At 35.6% G+C, this 21,476-nt stretch carries 15 protein-coding genes; 14 read left to right on the forward strand and 1 reads right to left on the reverse strand.

Features of this window, described 5'->3' with window-relative positions; translation table 11 throughout:
* Nucleotides 1–76: 76 nt before the first annotated feature.
* From GM418_RS25990 to GM418_RS26055, 14 genes are all read left to right on the forward strand, one after another.
* Nucleotides 77–1,174 carry a 6-bladed beta-propeller gene (locus GM418_RS25990; protein WP_158870400.1) on the forward strand — a complete coding sequence of 366 codons (1,098 nt, stop codon included), beginning with the start codon at nucleotides 77–79 and terminating at the stop codon, nucleotides 1,172–1,174.
* Nucleotides 1,175–1,310: 136 nt separating this feature from the next.
* Nucleotides 1,311–4,349 (forward strand): efflux RND transporter permease subunit, encoded by a 3,039-nt coding sequence (locus GM418_RS25995; RefSeq protein WP_158870402.1) that lies wholly within the window; start codon nucleotides 1,311–1,313, stop codon nucleotides 4,347–4,349.
* A gap of 129 nt (nucleotides 4,350–4,478) precedes the next feature.
* Entirely contained in the window at nucleotides 4,479–5,726 is a 1,248-nt protein-coding gene (locus GM418_RS26000; RefSeq protein WP_158870404.1) for a 6-bladed beta-propeller, read from the forward strand.
* 44 nt (nucleotides 5,727–5,770) lie between these two features.
* Entirely contained in the window at nucleotides 5,771–7,039 is a 1,269-nt protein-coding gene (locus tag GM418_RS26005; protein ID WP_158870405.1) for a 6-bladed beta-propeller, read from the forward strand.
* Between the two features lie 19 nt (nucleotides 7,040–7,058).
* A complete protein-coding gene (locus GM418_RS26010) occupies nucleotides 7,059–8,276 on the forward strand; it encodes a 6-bladed beta-propeller (protein WP_158870408.1) in 1,218 nt (405 codons plus the stop codon).
* 311 nt (nucleotides 8,277–8,587) lie between these two features.
* Complete coding sequence (locus tag GM418_RS26015; RefSeq protein WP_158870410.1) at nucleotides 8,588–9,805, forward strand: 6-bladed beta-propeller; 1,218 nt, start codon at nucleotides 8,588–8,590, stop codon at nucleotides 9,803–9,805.
* Nucleotides 9,806–9,812: 7 nt separating this feature from the next.
* Nucleotides 9,813–10,970, forward strand: coding sequence for a 6-bladed beta-propeller (locus GM418_RS26020; protein WP_158870412.1), 1,158 nt, complete (start codon nucleotides 9,813–9,815; stop codon nucleotides 10,968–10,970).
* A gap of 146 nt (nucleotides 10,971–11,116) precedes the next feature.
* Nucleotides 11,117–12,271: a 6-bladed beta-propeller gene (locus GM418_RS26025; RefSeq protein WP_158870414.1), complete on the forward strand. Its 1,155-nt coding sequence runs from the start codon at nucleotides 11,117–11,119 to the stop codon at nucleotides 12,269–12,271.
* 352 nt (nucleotides 12,272–12,623) lie between these two features.
* Nucleotides 12,624–13,748: a 6-bladed beta-propeller gene (locus GM418_RS26030; protein ID WP_158870416.1), complete on the forward strand. Its 1,125-nt coding sequence runs from the start codon at nucleotides 12,624–12,626 to the stop codon at nucleotides 13,746–13,748.
* 166 nt (nucleotides 13,749–13,914) lie between these two features.
* The gene (locus GM418_RS26035) at nucleotides 13,915–15,102 is read left to right on the forward strand and encodes a 6-bladed beta-propeller (protein ID WP_158870418.1); all 1,188 of its coding nucleotides are present in this window, start codon (nucleotides 13,915–13,917) and stop codon (nucleotides 15,100–15,102) included.
* 4 nt (nucleotides 15,103–15,106) lie between these two features.
* Entirely contained in the window at nucleotides 15,107–16,273 is a 1,167-nt protein-coding gene (locus GM418_RS26040) for a 6-bladed beta-propeller (protein WP_158870420.1), read from the forward strand.
* 53 nt (nucleotides 16,274–16,326) lie between these two features.
* Entirely contained in the window at nucleotides 16,327–17,499 is a 1,173-nt protein-coding gene (locus tag GM418_RS26045; protein ID WP_158870422.1) for a 6-bladed beta-propeller, read from the forward strand.
* Between the two features lie 129 nt (nucleotides 17,500–17,628).
* On the forward strand, nucleotides 17,629–18,885 hold the full coding sequence (locus tag GM418_RS26050) for a DUF4934 domain-containing protein (protein WP_158870424.1): 1,257 nt from the start codon (nucleotides 17,629–17,631) through the stop codon (nucleotides 18,883–18,885).
* A 47-nt stretch (nucleotides 18,886–18,932) separates the two neighbouring features.
* Nucleotides 18,933–20,117, forward strand: coding sequence for a 6-bladed beta-propeller (locus GM418_RS26055; RefSeq protein ID WP_158870426.1), 1,185 nt, complete (start codon nucleotides 18,933–18,935; stop codon nucleotides 20,115–20,117).
* A gap of 63 nt (nucleotides 20,118–20,180) precedes the next feature.
* Here the strand turns inward: GM418_RS26055 and GM418_RS26060 are convergent, their stop codons facing one another.
* Nucleotides 20,181–21,470, reverse strand: coding sequence for a hypothetical protein (locus GM418_RS26060; RefSeq protein ID WP_158870428.1), 1,290 nt, complete (start codon nucleotides 21,468–21,470; stop codon nucleotides 20,181–20,183).
* Between the last annotated feature and the right edge of the window lie 6 nt (nucleotides 21,471–21,476).

The following is a 21,476-nucleotide window of genomic DNA, read 5'->3' on the forward strand; positions in this document are numbered from 1 at the left end:
GTTTGGATTGAATATTGCAGTGAAAAATTTTGATGAAGGAAATGATCCGATTGTAATGTTTTGTAAAATAGATTAGATGAAAAATAAAGTAAAGATTTTAATAATATTATTTGTAATTCAACTTTCGTGTTCAACCAGCGACCCAAATACCGGAGATATAAGAAAAATAGCTTTGAAGGAAACAAAAGACGTTCAGCCTGTTTCAAGTTTTGTGTCAGACATTGATTATATCGAATTAAAGTATCAGGGCGAGATACAACCCGGCCGCATTCAGAACGTTAAACTTCTGGATAACGAGATTATTGTAAAACAGCTCTACGGCGGAGAAACGAGTCTTTTGAGGTTTTCCAAACGAGGTGAATTTTTGAATCAAATCGGAAAAAACAGAATTCAAAATCTACGTGACATTATAAGTTATAATAACGATTTCGCTGTTTGGGATGAAGCCGGTATTAAAATCTTTTCAAAAAACGGAGAATTTCAGCGAAAGATTTTTAATGTAAATGAACCCGGTAGCCGCTTTTTTTATTCCACAGGTAAATTTTATCTGTTTCATGAAACAAATGCCCCCGGCTACATAACCGAGTATACAACGGAGGGCAAAAAGGAAAATGTTTTTCATCCTTTGAAAGCAGAATTTGAAAATGAAGGAAACCCTTCGGTTATTGAACTGGGAAAAGACAATTTTCATTTGTTTTCGCCGATTAATGATACAATTTATGCTTTTTCAGACCAACAACTTTTACCCCAATATGTTTTTGACGGGAGACCGTATCCCACGTATATTGAGATTTTAAAAAGGGTAGATTCAAAATCAGAATCTGAAAAAATAAAATATATCAGAAACAACCAGCACTGGAAGGTTAGAACTTATCTGGAAAATGATAATTTTATTTTTATAGATTACAGTCTGGGGTCCTATCCGTCGAACATTATCATTCGAAAATCGGATTGGCAAATTTCTTATGTGAAAGAATTTATAAACGATATTGATGGAGGAGTGTGGGATGATCCCTGCTATCTTTCTGATAAAAATGAATTATATATTCCGCTTACATCGTACCAGATTTCGGGGCACACCATAAAAAATAAAAAACGACATGAATTTGATGAGCAGAAGGAAAAAGCCCTTCAAAGTGACAATCCGGTATTATTGGTTTGCAAGCTGAAATAAAATAGTTGAATGCTAGTCAGGAATTGTAAAACCGTTGTACTGAAACAAATTTGGCACAGCCCGCAAAAAAAGGATATGATACAATACGGATATTCATAAACATATAAGCCAAAAAAACTAAATCAATACCAACAAAATGGTTAAATTTCTCATCCACCGGCCTATTGCAGTTACCATGGCTTTCCTTGCCTTGCTGTTAATTGGAATTGCAACAACAACAAGCCTTCCTGTTTCACTTATGCCCGATATCGATATCCCCGTTGTTTCTATTCGCGTTTCCTCCTCGGAAATGCCGGCGCGGCAGCTGGAAAATACCGTGGTAAAAACATTAAGAAGCCAGTTGAAAGAGGTAAATCACGTGGAAGAAATGAGAAGTGAAGCCCGCGATGGCACTGCCTGGGTCGAACTTCGTTTTCGTCACGGAACTCCGATTGATTTGGCATCGGTTGAAGTAAATGAAAAGGTGGATAAAGCGATGAACTCCTTTCCCGAGAACATCCGGCGACCCGAAGTTATCCGGGCCAGTGCATCCGATATTCCTGTTTTCTACCTGATGGTAAATCGCAAAAAAGAGCTGGAGAGCGGCAATACAAAAGAATTTTTACAACTTAGTAATTTTGCCAGTCAGGTTATTCGAAAACGCCTGGAACAGTTGCCCGAAGTGGCTTTGGTTGATATGAGCGGGTTGCAATACCCTGAAATAAAAATTCTTCCAAACAATGCATATCTGCAAAGCGGGGCTTTTTCGGTCGCTGCTCTCGAACAGGCCTTACAGGAAAATAACATCGATTTGGGACGCTTGCTAATCCGCGACGGGCAATACCAGTATAATATCCGTTTTAATACCCGGCTACGCGATGTTTCTGATATTTCCAAAGTTCCCGTCAACCTGAACGGAAAAGTTGTCCGGCTTGAAGAAATTGCAGAAATAAATATGCAGCCGCAACGCTTACAGGGCAATATTAAGTTTAATGCACAAAACGCCGTAAGTATGGCGGTAATAAAACAATCGGATGCGAAAATGGCGGAGTTAAAAAAGGAACTCGAATTTTTAGTGGAACGTTTCCGTGAAGATTATCCCGACCTTGAATTTTCTGTTACCCGCGACCAGTCAAAATTGTTGGAATATTCCATCAATAATTTAGGGCAAAGTTTACTGTTTGGCGGATTGCTGGCATTTTTGGCCATGTTTCTTTTTTTGCGCGAGAAACGTGCTCCCTGGCTGATTGGAGTGAGCATCCCGGTTTCTCTGATTATTGCTTTGTTGTTTTTCTATCTGGCCGGACTTTCGATAAATATTATTTCGCTTTCCGGTTTGGTACTTGGCGTGGGGATGATGATTGATAATTCCATTATCGTAATTGATAACATTACCCAGCACCGGCAACGGCATTCGCTGCTCGACCGCGCCTGCAATGAAGGAACAAATGAAATTATCCGCCCGCTGATAAGTTCAGTATTGACTACCTGTGCCGTTTTTATCCCTTTAATTTTTATGAAAGGAATGTCTGGCGCGTTATTTTTTGACCAGGCCATTGCAGTAACTATCGGACTTACAGTTTCGCTTGTTGTTTCAATAACACTTTTACCTACTTTGTACCGCATTTTTTATAAAAAACATGCCGATGTGGATCCTAAAGCCACTTACCCGGTATATTACAGTTGGTATGAAAAAGGATTAAAGTTTGTATTGCGGCACCAGCTTTTAACGCTTGTTTTGGTGATTGGAATGATAGGAACCGCTGTTGTTTTATACAAAGCGCTGACTGTTTCCCGTTTTCCCGATGTAAGTCAGGATGAAGCGGTTTTAAAAATCGACTGGAACGAGCCCGTTACTCTGGAAGAAAACAACCATCGTGTTACAAAACTGCTGGCTGTGTTATCCGAATGGCCTGAGTATGTTGTGGAGGAGGCCGGAAAGCAGCAGTATTTGTTAAATACTGGTGAAGAAGCAGGTACTTCAGAAACCCGTTTATACATAAAAACAACTTCTCCATCCAGGTTACATCTGCTGAGTGAAGAGTTTAGCAACTATCTGGAAAATAACTACCCCGAAAGTAATTTTGCTTTTTCGGAAACCGATAACCTGTTTAACCTGGCGTTTGGAAAAACGGACGCACCTCTGATAGTTAAATTTGCCCATTTTAATCCCGGAGAAGAAGGGTATATTGACGGATTAGCTGAATTACAGGAAAAAACAGAGACGGCTTTCCCGGGCAGGGTGCAGTCGAAGCTCATTACCCGAAATTTGATTTTACTGGAGACCGACCCCGAAAAACTGATGTATTACCAGGTGGATAATGACGATTTGTACCGCGAAATAAAAAGCGCTTTTAATGTGAATACGGTTTTTACCATCAACGACAATAACATGTTCGTTCCTGTAAGTATCGGGAATAATTATGCCTCGGTATACGATATTGTTCAGAACATTACCATTCAAAATGCAAACAACGAAAAAATACCTTTATCCGGGTTGGTGAAAGTAAGTTCAGGGGCAGGATTAAAAGCGATTGTGGCCGGAAAGGATGGAGAATATTTTCCGGTGCTGCTTAATATAAAAGACAAAGAGTTTAAAGAAGCCACAGCAACATTTAAAAACATGGTAAACAACGACGACCGTTTCGAAGTGAGTTTTGGTGGCGAAATCATTGCCGATAAAGGAATGTTGAAAGAACTGCTTGTAATTATTGGCGTAAGTTTATTGTTGCTTTATTTTATTTTGGCTGCGCAGTTTGAGTCATTTGTTTTGCCTGTTATTGTTTTGCTTGAGGTTCCCATCGATTTGTTTGGCGCCTTTCTTTTTCTGATGGCTTTTGGCGCCGGAATTAATATTATGTCAGCCATTGGAATAATTGTGATGACCGGGATTATCATTAACGATTCTATTCTTAAAATAGATACCATAAACAAATTGATGGACAGTGGCTTTTCCTTGTTGCGTGCGGTTTTTGAAGCCGGTAAACGACGCCTGAAACCGATTATCATGACCAGTTTAACAACCATCCTGGCCATGTTGCCGTTCCTTTTTCAAAAAGGAATGGGAGCGGAGCTCCAAAAGCCACTCGCACTGGCTATTATTGGCGGAATGACGATTGGGACATTGGTGAGTTTGTATTTTATCCCGCTCATGTACTATTTGTTGAAAAAGAAAAAAGAAGCCGTTCGCAGCTGACATTTCAGCGGATGACTTTCAGCTCATCTGCTGAACAAGAAAAGATTTGGTGAAATACAGAGCTTTTGTGTTTTTATGGCAAAACTTTAATTATTTAGGAAAATATGCCAAACTTTAAATAATAAAACTATGAAAAATTTAATCCCCTTTTTATCGTTACTTTTTTTATTGGGGTGTAACTCAAAGGTTAAAACACCACAGGAGAAAAAAAAGACTGTAGAACCGGTTGATAAAATAGAATATCCGCAAATTATAAATATTGGGAAAGATTTTAAAAATTCAAAAGAACTTCGACTAAGCGAAATTGCCGATGATATTGAATATATAAAACTGGAAAAGACGCCTGAATCATTGGTGGGAGGGGGGAATCCCGGTTGGTATGTAACAAGCGAATATATTTTTGTTTACAGCCAGAACAAACTTCTTCAGTTTGACAGATTGGGAAAATTCATTAAACAATTCGGGAGAAACGGAAGAGGTCCTGGAGAATTTCAGTCCATGAAAGGAATGGTAGCGGACGAGTCTAAAAATATTCTTTATGTCATTGCAAATTTTAAACATGTAGTTTTAATGTATGATTTAATTACCGGTGAATTTTTAGGTAATTTTCCTGTTAACGATTATCTGGGTGCTGCAATTATGAATCGTCCCATTCAAATGCTTGGAAAAGATACATTTATTGTCTTAACACATCCTTTCGCCAAATTTAAACCTGATTATTCAATTTTTGAAATTATTGATAACAAGGGAAACGTTTTAAACAAAAGGAAAAGCTCTCTTTTTAGTTTTCAGGCTGATAAAAATGTTCGAAGGATTCCGAACGGGAACAACCAAATCTGGTTTTTCAATAATCAATTTCGATTTTATGAAGGATTGAATGATACAGTCTACAACTTCAAAGATTTTAAGTTGGAGCCTGTTTATATTTTTGATTTAGGCAAATATAAAGGTCCGTTTGAAGAAATGACCACCAAATTTTTCAAGGAAATTCCAGGCTATATTCTATTAGTAAGTTTTTGGGAAACGCAAAAATATCTGTTGTTTGGCTTTTTATATAATGGAAAATCACAACGGGGATTTTATGACAAAACAGAAGGTAAATTTTACCGCTTAACTCCTGCTGAAGATATACAAGAGGGAATAATTAATGATATTGACGGGGGGCTGTCATTTTGGCCCTCGCATTCTGTTGAGCATAGTGACAGAGAATGGATATATTGGTTCGATGCCATTGAGTTAAAACAAAAACTTACTGAAGAATATCTGGGGATATCTGAAGCAAAATACTTGGGCAAAAAGGAAAATTTAAAAAGGTTTATGAAAGGACTATTAGTTGATGATAACCCCATTATATTTGAAGTTAAGTTAAAAGAATAAATTGGTGATTAGTATAGGTTATGTAAAACTATAAAAATCAAATCATGAGGGCTCAAAATGCGACTTCAGTTTTAAAATTCTTTAGCTTTGTTTTTGTTATTATTTTTTCGGGATGTCAGTCAAATTCAATAAAAAATAATACTGAACAGTCTGAGGGTAAGCTTTCAGAAAAAGTGCCCGCGCAATCCATAGAAATCGATCCCCGTAAATTTGAAAACAAGGAATTAAGCTTAGCTGATTTTGCTGGCGATATAAAATATATACCGCTATCCAATAAATTGCAAATCGGGTCTGTTCAGGTTTTACGGCTTACTGCCAATGCTGTTTATATAATTTATAATAGTAGCGGTGGTGGCGAAGGCAACGGGCATCCTCAATTGTTCAGGTTCGATAAAAATGGCAAAAATCCGGTTGAGATTGGAAGCGTAGGCAGAGGTCCCCGGGAATATTTGTCCGGTAATTATTTCGCGGTTGACGAACCGGGTAACCGAATTTATATAAGTGGTAAAATAAATACAGTTCTTGTTTTCGATACATTGGGTAATTATGTTCGTCAATTCAAATTTCAGAATACGGATCAAAGATTTGCCCAACTGGAATATTTGGATAAAAATAAATTATTTGTGCCCGCTCAAAAACGTGGCGCAGGTGGCCCGTATTTATGGTCGATTATCGATACTTTTGGGAATACCGTTTCGAGTAAACCAAACACAACCCCTCCATTCGAAACACGCTTGGGACCGCGTTCGGGGACTTTTATTTTTCAGGATAAAATTTCGTATTGGGTAGATTACAACGATACCATTTTCCAAATAGCCCCCGATTTTAGTTATCGTGCTTCCTATATTATCACTCCGGGAGAACACAAGGTAATACATCAGGATTTGCCCTTTTCTCCCGATTTACCCGAGAAACTTTTGGAGTTCTATTCTCCTCATGTTTTTTGGGAAACCAATAAATATTTAATAAGCCGCTACAATTTCAAAGGAAAATTTGCCTATGTTTTTATCGATAAAAACACACATAACACCTCTGTTAGCTCCTTCGAATGGGAAAGAGGAAAGAGAGGAGGGATCCCCAATAATTTTGACGGCGGAATGGATTTTAGTCCTGAAACCTGTTTTACTGATAACGGCAAAGAATACCTGGCAGGATATATTCAGCCTTACGAACTTAAAATTTATGTCGCTTCCGATGAATTTAAAATGACCACCCCAAAATTTCCGGAAAAGAAAAAAGAACTGGAAAGACTAGCCAATACTTTGGATGAAAATGATAATCCAATTTTGATGCTTGTAAAATTGAAAAAGTGAATTATTGAAATTTTGTAAAATGAAAAAATTAGTAAAGATTAAATGGATTAAAATCTTAAGAAATGAAATGATCCCGTTGAAAGTATTTATGAAATTGCTAAAATTGAGTTTGATATTTGTAATAATTCTCGGACAATCATGTGATAGCAAGAAAAATACTTTCAAAAAAGACCCAAATGCCTATTATTCAGGAATAGAAAAAGCAGGAGCATTTGATGTGGTGGTCTGCGATATAAGCAAAATAACTAAAAAAGTTAAACTCCCAATTAGTAAGTTGATCGACAATTGCGAACTGGTATATCTTAAAACGCCGGATATTTTACCTGAATTACGTCGCTACGATGTTTCTGAAAATTTTATATGTGTTGCAGGCGAAGGAGAACCTGTAAAATTATTCAAACGAAACGGTACCTTTATTACGGATATTGGCAAAATTGGCCGCGGCCCGGGAGAGTATGGCTTTACCCCAAACCAAATAATTATTGAAGAAGAAAGTAATAGTATTTTTCTAATTCCCGCATTCGGAGTAGATAAAATACATCACTTTGATTTGGAAGGAAATTTTGTTGAAAGTATTACTTTATTATATAAATCACCAAAAGCTCAGGTCCAAATTAAAAGTGATACCATAACTGTCATTTCGATGGTTTTTGATGACCAAACACCAATCGCTTATCAGCAATCTTTCGATGGTAAAATAATACAACGCCTTCCGATTATTAAAAATTTAATTTCTAAACCTAATTTTGATAATGAAATAATCTCAACGTTTAATACCAATAGTTTAGATTTTCAAATTGCATCTGAAGATACGCTGTTCCATTATAATGTTACCAACAATATTTTGGAACCTCAGTTGGTTTTTATGCCGATTCAAAATAGTATTAAACCGATTATATATGAGTTCCCGAATTATTACTATGCAAGTGGTCGTTATAAAAAAGGGGGTAATAAATACGAGCGCTGGGATGTAATCATTAATCGGGAAAATTTAGAAACTGTCTTTTGTGATGAAATAGTTAATGACTTTTATGGCGGAATAACAAATAGATTATTTGGGTGTCGTAATGGACGATATATTGCATCAAAACCGGCAATTAAACTGATAAATGAAATTACTCAGATTTTGAAAGAAAATGAGATAGATAATCAAATGAAACAAAAGTTAAAGGAAATATTAGACCACACACAAGAAAATGACAATGATGTTTTATTTATTGGGAAACTAAAAAAGTGAATATTCGTATTGTGTCATATCTCTTTTGTTCGTCATGCTGAACTTGTTTCAGCATCTAATCCTTTTTGATAATCAATGTATTATCAATGAGTCCCTGAAACAAGCTCAGGGTGACGTTCTATTTATGATGCATTACGGACATTCAACTAAAAAAACAGTAACAAATTAAAATGAGTCGTTTCGTAAATGAATTTATTTGTTGGATAAATTGAGTTTTTAGACGGTCAAAATTGTATTTGTTATTTGAAACACCTTTAAACATTAAATCTGACAATACATATCATAAATAATTAACTTAACTAAATAACAAAATGAAAAAACTATCCATTTTACTCACACTGATTATTGTTTTATTTTCCTGCAAACAAAAAAAGGAAATAGATAATATTATTGATCTCACCTCAATTACTGAACCCACTGAAACAAATTTATCGGAACTGGGATCAGAAATAAGGTACATCCCGCTCGAAACAAATGCGGATTGCCTAATACCTCAAATTTACAAGTTGATTTATGAAGGGGGAGCATATTTTTTAGGATCAACAAACGCAAACACAAACAACGAAAAGCCTAAAAAGGACGCTCCACCGCCACCACCAACTATGCCAACAAGGTCTCTATACCGGTTCTCAAAAGATGGAGAATTTATTTGCCAAATAAGTCATAAAGGAGGAGCTCCTTCGGAATACATAGACATTTTTGATTTTTTGTACAATAAAAGCAACAATACAATAAATATTTTTATCCTTAACGACATCAAAGAATTTTCGTTAGAAGGGAGCTGGAAGAAAAATATAACTATTGAAAACAAAAAGGTGTCTTCGATAGGTTATTCCAACAATCAGATTCTTGGGTTCGTCGAAAATCCAGAAGGTCAAAACGAGTATAGCTTTCTTCTGTTCGATGCAAACGGCCAGATTACAAATAAGTATGAAAATAAGTATAGATTTGTTTCAACACAAGGTACTTATTTCCACCCTGAATGTATATTTTATCAATATAACGGAATTATACATTGTAAGGAACTTCATTCTGATACTATTTTTTCTTTTGATAACGGCACCTTTATACCCAAATACATTCTAAAACAGGGTGAGGCGAAATTTATACCTGATTTGAGGGAAGATCCACAATATCTTTATAAGAACTTGGGTAAATTCATTATTCAAAAAAATTGCTTTGAATCAAAAAACTATCTTTTTTATCAGTACAGATGGAAAAAAAAGGACAACTTTTTCATTCAAAACAAATCAAACGGAAATCAATATTTAATCGATAACGGAACAGGCCTGGTTAATGATCTGGATAATGGCCCAAACTTTAAAATACAAAATACCATAACTGTCGATGGCACTGAGTATCTTGTTTCCTGGATAAACACCTTTGAACTCAAAGCTCACGTTGCGTCCAACGAATTCAAAAACTCTGTCCCAAAATTCCCCGAAAAGAAAAAGAAACTGGAACAACTCGCCAACAGTTTGGATGAAAATGATAACCCGGTGTTGATGTTGGTGAAACTAAAAAATTGATTTTAATATGAAACTGACTATTGCCTTATTGTTTTTACTGTCACTACTCATTTCCTGTAAAAACAACGAACAGAAAACCGAAGCGGTTGATTTGTATACGGTTGATTTGAGGGATGATCCAAACATTAAGTCTCCGCTGAAGCTAAGCAGTATTGTTTCGGATCTAACTTATGTAAGGTTAGAAAGTAATTCCAAAACAATTATTGCACCGGGAAACCGAATATTCGTACTGGATTCCTTTGTCATTAACACTGGTTTTGGAAAAATCTCAGTATTTGACCGAAATACCGGAAAGTTCATCAGGGAGATAGGTAAGATCGGCAGGGGTCCTAACGAATATCAGTCTGCCAGGCATAATGTTCACAAGGATTCTTCAAGAGGTATAGTTATCAATACCTCAGGGGGAAGATATTCATTGCTGGAGTTTAACATAAATGGACAAGTAGTCGGGCGTGTTGAAACTGACCCCAGGACTACTTATGTGACTTGTTTAAACGGAAAAAACTATGCTGCCTTTTTTGCCAATAACAGTGGCGATTCTCCTTTACGCATACGTATTTATGATCAGGAAAAAAGCGTAATCGCATCCGAATTTCCAAATTATCAAAAAGCGATAAAAACAAGCAGCCATCGCAGGTTAGGTTACGAAGGCTGGTTTTATTATTTCAATAATAACCTGTTTTTCAAAGAATATCTTAATGATACAATTTTCCAGATAAGCGAAAATACACTTAGCCCAAGGTTTGTTTTTAACTCCGGAGAATTTAGCCCTTCTTATGAACAGCGGGAAATTTTTAAAACCTGGGAATATCATCAGCTATACTATATTATGGAGGCCGAAAATCAATTGTTTTTTGAACTCTCTTTTAAGAAACGAAAATATTACGGATATCTGGACAAGACAACCAGGCAAAGCTATCTTTCCAATATATCCGGACAAGTGGTCTCAGGATTTCAAAACGATGTAGATAATTTTCTTATGTTTTGTCCCAAGTCATTAAACGACAATAATGAGCTTGTTGGTTTTACTGAAGCCAGAGAAGTGTTAAAGTGGTTCAAAGAGAACCCAGAAGCCGCTTCAAAATTACCTTTGGAACTGCAAAAACTCAGTGATATGGAAGACTATGATAACCCTGTTGTAGTGATTGCAAAACTGAAAGAATAAGTTTTTAATTAGTAGTCGCAGTTGGCAGCGAAAAGACCTTTCAGCGTTTTTAAAACCTGAAAGCATTTTAATGAGTAACGATAAATATCGTTTGGTTGTTGAAATTACCCGGTTCAAATGAAATTAATAATTAAAATATTTAACCTATGAAAATCAGCTTATACACTTGTACATTTTCTCTTTTGTTTTTAATCAGTGCATGTAACAAATCAAAGGAAATACCGGTTATCACACCTGAGAGTATGGTTACCAGAGAATTAGCACTTACTGAACTAGCCGACGAAGTGAGTTATATAAAACTTGATAATTCGGTTTTACTATCGGATATTAAAGATGTAAAAAGAGTAGAAGAAGGTTATCTTATCCGGAATAATGATGGGCTTTTTCTGTTTGGAACCAATGGAAAATTCAGGAATCAGATAGGGAAAAAAGGTAAAGGGCCCGGAGAATATGTCTATGTTGACGATTTTACGGTAAACCCTGCAACAGGCGAAATATTTCTTGTAAACCTTAAAAAAGTTTTTGTGTATAACTTCGCAGGCGAACTGCTAAGTTCGTTTGAAACCCCGGATAGCTTGAATTTTAAAAATATTGTATTTTTTGAAAACCGGCTCTTTTTCCCTAAAGGTTTTGGATTTTCAGGTTTAAAAAACGAATGGTATGCAACCGATTTAAAAGGCCATGTAACAAACCAAAAACAAAATTTTGTTGAGGTGGGCGAACTTAGAGTTGACTACCTTATTCATCCGATTTTTAATGATGGGAAATCCCTATTCTACTGGAATCAACTTAATGACACCATTTTTTGTATCGATGAAAAGTGCAAACCGGCCTATCTTTTTGCTAAAGACAAATTTAGGGTAACCGAAAACGATTTGGCATCTGGAGAAAATTACAGGAATAAATCATCCTGGCAAATGCTGTCAGTACAGGGAACAAAAAAATACCTTTTTTTCGATTACATTTTAATAAAAGACAGATTAAGAGTTTATACGATGTTTGACAAAAACAAAAACATTATGTATAAAATTGCCAGTTCGATGTTAGGTGCAGAAACAATTAATTTAAATGATTTTGATAACGGCCCGGCATTCGTTCCCGTTTCAACGTATCATTCAGATTCAGAGGAATTTTTGTTGGGATGGATAAATTCTTTTCAATTAAAAATGTTGGTAGAATCCACAGAGTTCAAAAACTCCACTCCTAAATTTCCAGAAAAGAAAAAAGAACTCGAACAGCTGGCAAATAGTTTAAATGAAAATGACAACCCGGTGTTGATGCTGGTGAAATTAAAAGAATAAGTTTTCAGTAAGCAGAGAAGATACCTTTCAGCGCTTTTAGCGTCTGAATGAGGAACAATTAAAATTGTTTGGCAGCAGGAAAATATTCAAGTTAAGTAAGTTTTTGAGCTTTTGTGTTTTGTCGCAAAAAAGAAAGTGCAACCAAAGCCCTAAAACACGGGGTGCTACAAAAACGCCGGAACAACAGGCCAATACTATTCCTCGCACAAAAGTTCGTTTTATGGCAGAATTTTTGTGAGGTTTTGGCTAATTTTTCCAATGATTACTTCTTGACAAAAGATAACGACTGTAATCGTTGGTTTCTGAAAATCACTAGAATCTAAACTGCTGACAATAGTAAAAACTACTGAAAATGAACCAAAAACAAATTCTTGTGCTCGCCCTTTTTTCTTTATCTTTTGTTTCCTGTTCTGAAAAAAGTAAAACCGGAAATTCCAAATCGTTTACAATACTTCCCGTTGAAAAAGCCATCGCGCAAAGTAAGGCTGCAGAGGTGAACTCAATGTTTGAAAATGTAGTGTTTATACCTCTTGAAACAAGTGAAAAAGCATTGATGGGAGAGGTGCTTAAAATTGTAGCCCACAACGGGTTTTACTATTTGTATGATGATGCGGGGAATTTGTTGCGATTCGATTCTCAGGGCAGTTTTGTTAACCGTATTGGAGCCATAGGGAAAGGTCCGGAGGAATACGGTATCATCGCGGATTTTGCAATCGACAAAAAAAACGACTTTGTAATTGTAAATTCGCTGGGGAAATTGGTTTATTATACCACCGACGGACAATTTGTAAAAACATTAAAATCAGAAACCAATGAGCAGGTTATGGATGTAGATGACACAGGCCGGATTTTTTACATTTTGCCGGATAACGCACAACCGGCCAGTGTAACATCTGCCGAAGCAGTTAAAGTTGTTGCCCCCGACGGGACTTCGCTTAAAACGTTTACTACAACAAAAATAAGGCACAGCGGATTATCATTTTTTAACAGTATTTCGCAAAAAGAGGGAACAATGTATTACAAAGAAGAAATGGGAGATGTTATTTACTCCATAAACGCTAAGCTGGAAAAAGACAGTGTTTATGGTTTCGATTTAGGTAAATACGCTTTTCAGGAAGAAGATTTTGATATGTCGGCAATGGAAAAATGGAAAAATCTCTACCGGCTGGACAAAATTCTGATAGGTAAAAAGTATACCTGTTTTAATCTTCAAAACGGATTGATAGGGAAAGAAATTTGTCCCCTTTTTTGGGACGGGAAAGAACTTGTATTTCCGTACGCAGAAAAAGACCCGTCGAAAAAGGGACTTTTTATAAATGAGATAAGAATTACTCCCATGGCTGAAAGCAATGACGAATTAGTCTGTCTGGCTGCCCTTGTTGATATATTGAAAAACAAAAAAAGCGTCGGGATAAAATATAAAAATCTTAAAAATGTCAACGAAGCTTCTAATCCGGTGCTTTGTTTTCTAAAATAATCTCTGGTTTATCGCAGACAGAAATTTTTTAACAACTGATGGAGAAAGAGAAACTAATGTAGTTCTGAGTAGTTTACGATTTAATAACTGAAGAAATAGTTGCATAACTGAAAAATCAGTTGTAAGTTTATCCTGTTAAATGGTTGCTAACCTGAATTCCTTTACCATGAAAAAAATAGCAAAGTTTACATTTCTGCCTGTATTTCTGGTCTTGTTTTTATTCCCGTTTCCGGCAGTTGCGCAAAAGGTTCCTGTGGCAAAAAAGTTACCCTCCGAAAAGATTATAAATATCGATTTGTATTCAGCTTACGAAAAGTCAAAAATTTATCCCTTAAGCGCTGTTGCCGAAAGTGTTGAGTACCTGCCTCTGGAAACGAACAACGAATGTTTGCTTGCCAACATAGTTGATGTAACTGTTACTTCAAAAGATATAATTGTTGGCGTTTATGAAGGTTTATGTTACCATTTTAACCGCCAGGGAAAATTTCTGAATGTTATCGGGAGCATTGGGAAAGGCCCTAAAGAGTTTACCAAATTAATTACCTGTGTGGTTGACACTGCAAATCGATGGGTTTATGCGGTTGACTGGTATAAACTAGTGAAATTCGATTTTGAAGGAAATTTTCTGGAAAAATACAATTTTGAAAAGACACTGGGAATGCAAAACGTAATGCTGCAACCCGGACAAATTTTAATGGGAAATACATCCTATCAGAATGCAAAACCGGGAGAGCGTTTTAGTTTAAATTTCTTTTCCGAAAAGAATAAAAAACATATTTCAAAAGTTGCCTGCGAGAAACAGGGTAAAATCCCGTTTTGTGTTTGTAATCCTTCTATGTATAATTATGAAGGTGAAACTTATCTCAGCGATTTTTGGAGTGATACTATCTACCGTGTAAAAAATCCCAATCTTTTGGAAGCTTATGCAGTACTCGATAAAGGTAAATTTGAATACCGTAACTCGGAAGATAAATCGATTTTAGGAGGGAAAAACACAGGAGAAGAAAACGTTATTGAAATTAGTAGGATGGCTGAAAACAGTCGTTTTATTTTTATTGTTACAAGCAAGGGAACTTTCTTTTACGATAAAAGCAAAAAAGAAACTTATTGTTCGGAGTATTTTAAATTGGAAAATATGTGGGCAAATTTTAAAAACGACATTACATCGGTTCCTTTTCGTATCCTGCTTAATGCGCCCAATTCCATTCAAAATGGTACATTGATTTCGCATAACGATGCTTACCAGTTTTTTGAAGAAGGTATTGATACAAATAACCCCAAAATTAAAAAGCTGCTTCACCGTCTTCAACCGGATGATAACCCGGTGTTGGTATTGGTAAAATTAAAAGAATGATGTCATGAAAGCTTCAATTATTTATGTCGTTATTGCAGCGCTTTTTGCTTTTTCTCACGTAGATACTCAAAATTCAGGAGAGCTATTAAAACTCGATCTTACAAAAATGCTAAAGGCAAAAGCCTCTAAAAATACAACCGATATTTTTAAACTGATTGACTTTGTGCCTTTGGAAACAAAGCCTGAATGTTTAACAGGAATAGGAAGAACAGTAGTTACCAAAGATGAGATTTACCTGTTTAGTAAAGACCAGCAGGGAATTCTGATATTCGACCGAAAAGGAAAGTTTCTGCGAAAAATAGGAAAACTCGGACGGGGGCCAGGAGAGTTTTGTGTTGCGCTGCCTCTGGATATTCGCTGTTGGAATAATTCTGTTTATGTTTTTGATATTGGTTGTTTTAAAGTTGTAGAGTACAGTACAGACGGAAAAAATGCCAGCGATATTTTTTTGGAAGGCCAACCTCATATCAGAGAGTGTGAACTACTAAATGATACCTGCTTTTTGGTTGCGCAAACATTCCCCCTGCACAATAAAAAAGCTCCTTATTATGAATTAACATCGTTTGATTTTTCAGGGAAGCGAATACATCAGTTTTCCCTGGAGCCCAGCTCAAAAGAATACAAAACATCACAATGGCCATTTATATTCTGGCATTTCAACAATAATCTTTTTTATAAATCAACGTATTGCGATTTTGTCTATAAGGTTTTGAGTCCAAACAAAAGTGAAAAAGTTTTTGAACTCTCACCAGGAAAAAAAAGAAATATTCCGGATGGAAGACTAACGTTTGGTGCAGCTCCCGGGATGATTGAAATTATCTCGATTAATGAAACAAGCGATTATTTGCTTCTTTCTTATTTTTATGGTACCGACTGGCGCGATGCTGTTTATAATAAAAAAACGGGTGAATTTTATCAGATACAGACAAAATACGGCGAAACCGAAAAGATTGAAACTTGTTCTTTTTTATGGCCCAATACTTTACTCCCTAATCATTCAAATGTTCCGGGAGAATTTGTTGCGTTTTTGCAACCGGTTCATTTGGCCGCTTTAGATATTAACAAACTAAATATTAAATCAGCAACTATTAAATCAAAATTACTTAATCTGCAAAGTATTATAAACGTGGAAGATAATCCTGTTGTGGTGCTTATGAAAGAAAAATCTTAATCTGTTACCGGTGATGTCCACTGAGCGATATTATCCATTAAAACAAACACAAAATGAAAAAAATCAAAATCTTTATCACTTTATTCATCGGCTTCTCTGTTTTGATAAATGCACAGGAAGCCATCCGTATTCCCATGGGGCAAAACATCGGCAAATCAGAAAAAATACCGGTAAGCAAAATTGCCGAAAGTATCCGTTTTATACCGTTGGAAACCAACAGAAATTGTTTGTTCGATACTGATATTTCAAAAATTGAAATTTTTGAAGAAACCCTTTTTGTAAGCGACTACAATTATATATTCAGGTACGATTTAAACGGCAAGTTTTTAAACCGGATTGGAAAAAAGGGAAGGGGACCCGGTGAATATGCGCCGGCATTTCAATCTTTTTTAATCGACAAAATAAACCGCAATCTGATTATTTTTGATATGAACAGCAAACGAATGATAAAATATGATTTTGACGGAAATTTTGTAAAGGAAGAAAAAATTAACTTTTTGCCCGGAAAGATGGAATGGATCACGGATGATAATTTTGCAGTTTATAACATGGGATTTACTTATGAAAAGGAACCCTGGCATGATTTTTATATTTTAACCAGCGATGCCAAAACAATTCAAAAAAAGCGGTTTAAAAAAGAGTCCGGAAAACGTTATGGTTTAATAATTTATCCCCCTGTTTTTTATCGGTTTAAAGGAAAGACACGCTACAAAAATCCACACGAGAATATAATATATGAAATCGATGAAAAGGGGAAAGTCAGCCCGGTTTACTATCTCGATTATGGCAAGTACGAGAAATATAACGATGCAGATGATGTTGAAGTTCAGGTAAAAAATAATGTAGGAACAAACAGGTCAAATCCGGATAGTTTTGAAAAAATTGGTTTGCTTGGATTAAGCGAAACCGAAGATTATCTTTTTATTTATTACGGGCATCAGGAGCAGCGAAAAGCAGGTGTTTTCGATAAACGGGAAAATACATTTTACAATTTGTTCGATTCTGATTTTGATTTGTTTGGTTTTCAGGATGACTTGTATAACGGCCTTCCGGTATTCCCCAAAGTAGGTATAAATGATAGTTTTTTAATCACAAGCTACACCGCAATGGAATTTAAAGAGTTTTTAAAAGGCAAAGGAAAAACCGAATCAAATTTAAAAAAGACAAGCTCTGATTTGGATGAAAACAATAACCCAGTTTTGATGCTGGTGAAACTGAAAGAATAAACAGAACAGAGGGCGGCTTTATAAAAAAGCTTTTTTATGACTTGTTAACGTATAAGGTAGTTGCATAACTGAAAAATCAGTTGTAAGTTTATCGTCATAAATCTTTTGTTTACCTCAATTTATATTTCCATGAAGCAAAAAACGATAAAATCAGGAGTGAAAAACATAAAAAAACAATTTCATCATTTCATTTTTGTCTTACTACTATTTATGATTGGTTGTTCTCCGGAAGAGAAAAAACAGGATAATGTACTTTATAACGTTGGAATAAGTGAAGCGTTTGGTCAGGATGTGAACGTAAACATAAGTGAAATAGCTGAAGGAAAAATCGAATACGTGCCTCTGGATTCAGATAAAAAATACCTACTGGCACAGAATCCGGATTTTTATCTGAACGGAAACGAAATTATTGCTTTTGCCAAAAACCAGATTTATGTGTTTGACAGGACCAGCGGCAGATTTCTTCGCGAAATTGGGCACTATGGAAACGATCCCGGCGGGTATAATAAAGTGGTACAAACGTTTCCTTTTGATGAGGAAAAAAAGCTGGTTTATACCAGTGGTTGGGATCCGAAAAGTTATTACCGCTATTCTGCTGACGGCAGTTTTTCCGATAAGGTAACCGCATATTCAATCGACAAAGAAGGGGATATTATGGACAATGTATTTGGAGAAATAGTTACTTCAATTGCCCCCTTAAATGACACCTGTTTTGTAGGTTATGTTTGGAATATCGATGGAAAACAGGAAGCAAAACTGATCGTTTTTAATGAAAATAACCACCGGATAAAAATTTTTCCGCAGTACAACCATTTTGACTATGACATTAAACGTGACGGGATTTCTGTTTACGGCTGGAATGCAAAATATTATCAGCTTGATAATCAGTTGCATTTTTATGAACGTTTTACCGATACTGTTTATACTGTTTCTATGGATACTTTACTACCCAAATTTGTTCTTAACTCAGGCGAAACGTCAACAACAAACGCAACCGATTATACAAAAAGCAAAGGAGAAGTACCCTTTTTACCCATTGAAAATATTTTTGAATCAAACCGTTATCTTTTTTTTAAAATACGAAAACCGAAAGAAAATTTTGAAAGCGAATATTATTACGGATATTTTGATAAAAAAAGTCAAATTACCAAAGTCTCCAACAGCATCGGAGGATTTGAAAATGACATCAATAATTTTATCCCGTTCAGATTTGTCTCTTCCAACCAAAACAATGAAATAGTAGGTTATTATGATGCTTATGAAGTAAAACTCTGGTTCGACGAAAACCCGGATAAATCGGCAGAATTGCCAGAAGAATTTCAAAAATTAAAAAACATAAAAGAAACAGATAACCCGGTGGTAATGATTGCTAAACTGAAAGAATAAATAAGCTTTCGGGTATGGTTTTTGTAAGTTTATTGGAAAATTTAGAAATGAGTTCCCTTACTACCTATCTAAAATCAACATTATTTTTTTTAGTTATTGTATTTGTTTCTTGTCAGTCAAAAACCAACAGAGAGAAAAACGAATTTTCTGAAGTTGAAAATTACGAGATTGATTTAAAGAGTAAAAATATTAACTCGCTGAACGATATTCTTTCTTTTGAAAAATTTGTTTTCCTGGAAACAATCCCTGAGGCTTTAATTCATTCAATTAGCCGCTTGTGTATAACTGATAACGATGAACTCATTGTATTTGATGAGCGGAGCCAAAAAATTATTTTGTTTTCAAATGAAGGGAAATTTATCAGAACCATAGCTAAGAAAGGCAATGGACCACATGAACTAAATATTGCATCTGACATTTCATATGATAATTCCAAAGATTATATCTACGTACTTACCCAGGGTAAATCAATAAAAATATTTAACAGTAAAGGCGAATTTGTAAAAAGAATTAAAATAGATATTTATGGAACCTCGATAGCTAATTTTGAGAACTTATTGTTGGTTCATAATATTGCAGAGTATGATAATATGAAACATTCGTTAGCAGTTTTAGATTTGGACGGAGAAATAAAGGAGAAATATTTACTCCTTCCCGAAAAGAAATCCAACTTCAATTATCAAAACAGAAATAATTTTGTGAAAACTAACTCAGGTGTTAGATATTTAACATCTTTTGATTATAGTATTTATTCCTATTCTTCTCAAGGATTAAAAACAAAATATTGTTTTGATTTTCTTTCAAATAGCGCGCCGCCGAATTATGTTTCGACTTTAAATACACAAAAGGAGTTTAATGTATTTAAGGAAAGTTTAAACTATGTGCATTCAATTACAACATTTTTGGAAATGGGGGACTGGATTTACCTTGAGGTTATTTTTAACCATAGAACATATTCGATTTATATCAACACAAAGACAAAAGAAATTAAAAAATATATGCATAAAAACCTTCACGACCTGTTTGTGCAGGTTGCACTCAGAAACATTCATGGAGATAGATTTATCAGTGCCTTTTATCCATATTTTATCCGGTCGGAAGTAAATTATAAATTTCGGTTAGATTATGCCAAAGGGAAAATTGATGAATCTATCATCAACGAGTTCAAAAAGATAATTGCGATGAAAGTTGATGAAAATCCGGTTGTAATATTTTCAAAACCTAAATTTTAAGCAAAATAGAAATAAAAGATAGCATCCCTTTAAAGAGATGCCATCCTTCAGATTTTCATTCTTCTAGCGATTTTTTATGGAAAATCGTACCAAACGCAGCGGCACTCCCGAGGCATCTTTTAATTCCTGAAGCCCGTATAAATACCCGTCGCGGAAAACCATTTTTTCGGGATTGATCTGAAGTTCGTAGTTGTCGCAAACAAAACTGCTCTCGCAAACAAACTGGCCGCCATTCTTGTATATCCAAACGTTGAATTTATTGGCTCCTTGCTCGTTCGCGAAATCGAAGAACAAAATATTACCATCGGAGTCCTGGAGTAAAGTAGAAAAGTAGGGTTTGGAAATGGGATCTGTTATTTTTCTCAAATCAGCTTCCATGGTTTTTACCAGGTAGTTATGTGCTTTTCGGCTTTCTTCGGCGCTAACTTTTCCTGCAAAACCTTCAAAACGCAACGGATTCATGTTTTTGTAACGTTCAATGGCTTTTTGTTGAATTTCCTTTTGTTCTTCTACCGATATCTGCCCCCTGCTCAAATCCATCTGCTTTTTTGAAACCAGGTTTCCATCCAAATCATAAATACTAATTTCGCCCGAAGTTGGATTCGCCAGAACCAACTGGTCGTTCACACACGCCAGTTTCGGACGGGCTTTTATTCCTGAAGCTTTAGAAAATGGCATGGTGGTGCATCCGATAGCACCTTGAACTTTAAATTCATACGTGTAATTAAAAAGTTGGGTGTGTACGCCAAATTCGTCTCTCGAAGTAAAATGCTCCCATATTATTTTTTTGTCGTTGGTTTCGTAATCCACAAGGGCAACAAAATCGCGGAATTTAGTTTTCCAGATAACCCAGCCAACCACAGCAATTTTCCCGTTGGGTAGTGGAAGTTGTTGCCAGGTCATATAATCCAGTTTTAATGTTTTTTTGTAGTTCCCGTCAAAATCAAAACAAAACATATCGCCCAGGTTGTTTAGCCCTGTAAAAAACGTATTGTTGTTAATTACGCCCGAAATGCGCTGCGTCTTTTTAAATTTTTTTCCATTGTTGCCCGTAATGCCAAATTCATTTAGAAACGTACCATTTGGTGAAAATTTACTGTAAAAATTCCGGTATTGATGATTTACCACAACTGAACCATCGGGCATCAGCACCAGCGATTTCCGGTTACCCATAGGGGCACCGTAAAGCGTATCGTAGTATGACTTAAAAACGGTATCCCAGTTGTTATTTTGAGCATATTCCGTATCGGGTGTTAGAACTACCGTTCCACCTTTGTAAATATCCAAAAGGTTTTGTCCGTGTGCCCAAAATCCTGAACATGTTATCATTATTACAAAAAGTATTTTTTTCATTTTACT

Source organism: Maribellus comscasis (assembly GCF_009762775.1).
Lineage (GTDB): Bacteria > Bacteroidota > Bacteroidia > Bacteroidales > Prolixibacteraceae > Draconibacterium > Draconibacterium comscasis.

Bases quoted from the DNA above. Each gene is read 5' to 3' on its own strand.
- GM418_RS25990 (WP_158870400.1), top strand. From the start codon at position 77: ATGAAAAATAAAGTAAAGATTTTAATAATATTATTTGTAATTCAACTT.
- GM418_RS25995 (WP_158870402.1), top strand. From the start codon at position 1,311: ATGGTTAAATTTCTCATCCACCGGCCTATTGCAGTTACCATGGCTTTC.
- GM418_RS26000 (WP_158870404.1), top strand. From the start codon at position 4,479: ATGAAAAATTTAATCCCCTTTTTATCGTTACTTTTTTTATTGGGGTGT.
- GM418_RS26005 (WP_158870405.1), top strand. From the start codon at position 5,771: ATGAGGGCTCAAAATGCGACTTCAGTTTTAAAATTCTTTAGCTTTGTT.
- GM418_RS26010 (WP_158870408.1), top strand. From the start codon at position 7,059: ATGAAAAAATTAGTAAAGATTAAATGGATTAAAATCTTAAGAAATGAA.
- GM418_RS26015 (WP_158870410.1), top strand. From the start codon at position 8,588: ATGAAAAAACTATCCATTTTACTCACACTGATTATTGTTTTATTTTCC.
- GM418_RS26020 (WP_158870412.1), top strand. From the start codon at position 9,813: ATGAAACTGACTATTGCCTTATTGTTTTTACTGTCACTACTCATTTCC.
- GM418_RS26025 (WP_158870414.1), top strand. From the start codon at position 11,117: ATGAAAATCAGCTTATACACTTGTACATTTTCTCTTTTGTTTTTAATC.
- GM418_RS26030 (WP_158870416.1), top strand. From the start codon at position 12,624: ATGAACCAAAAACAAATTCTTGTGCTCGCCCTTTTTTCTTTATCTTTT.
- GM418_RS26035 (WP_158870418.1), top strand. From the start codon at position 13,915: ATGAAAAAAATAGCAAAGTTTACATTTCTGCCTGTATTTCTGGTCTTG.
- GM418_RS26040 (WP_158870420.1), top strand. From the start codon at position 15,107: ATGAAAGCTTCAATTATTTATGTCGTTATTGCAGCGCTTTTTGCTTTT.
- GM418_RS26045 (WP_158870422.1), top strand. From the start codon at position 16,327: ATGAAAAAAATCAAAATCTTTATCACTTTATTCATCGGCTTCTCTGTT.
- GM418_RS26050 (WP_158870424.1), top strand. From the start codon at position 17,629: ATGAAGCAAAAAACGATAAAATCAGGAGTGAAAAACATAAAAAAACAA.
- GM418_RS26055 (WP_158870426.1), top strand. From the start codon at position 18,933: ATGAGTTCCCTTACTACCTATCTAAAATCAACATTATTTTTTTTAGTT.
- GM418_RS26060 (WP_158870428.1), bottom strand. From the start codon at position 21,470: ATGAAAAAAATACTTTTTGTAATAATGATAACATGTTCAGGATTTTGG.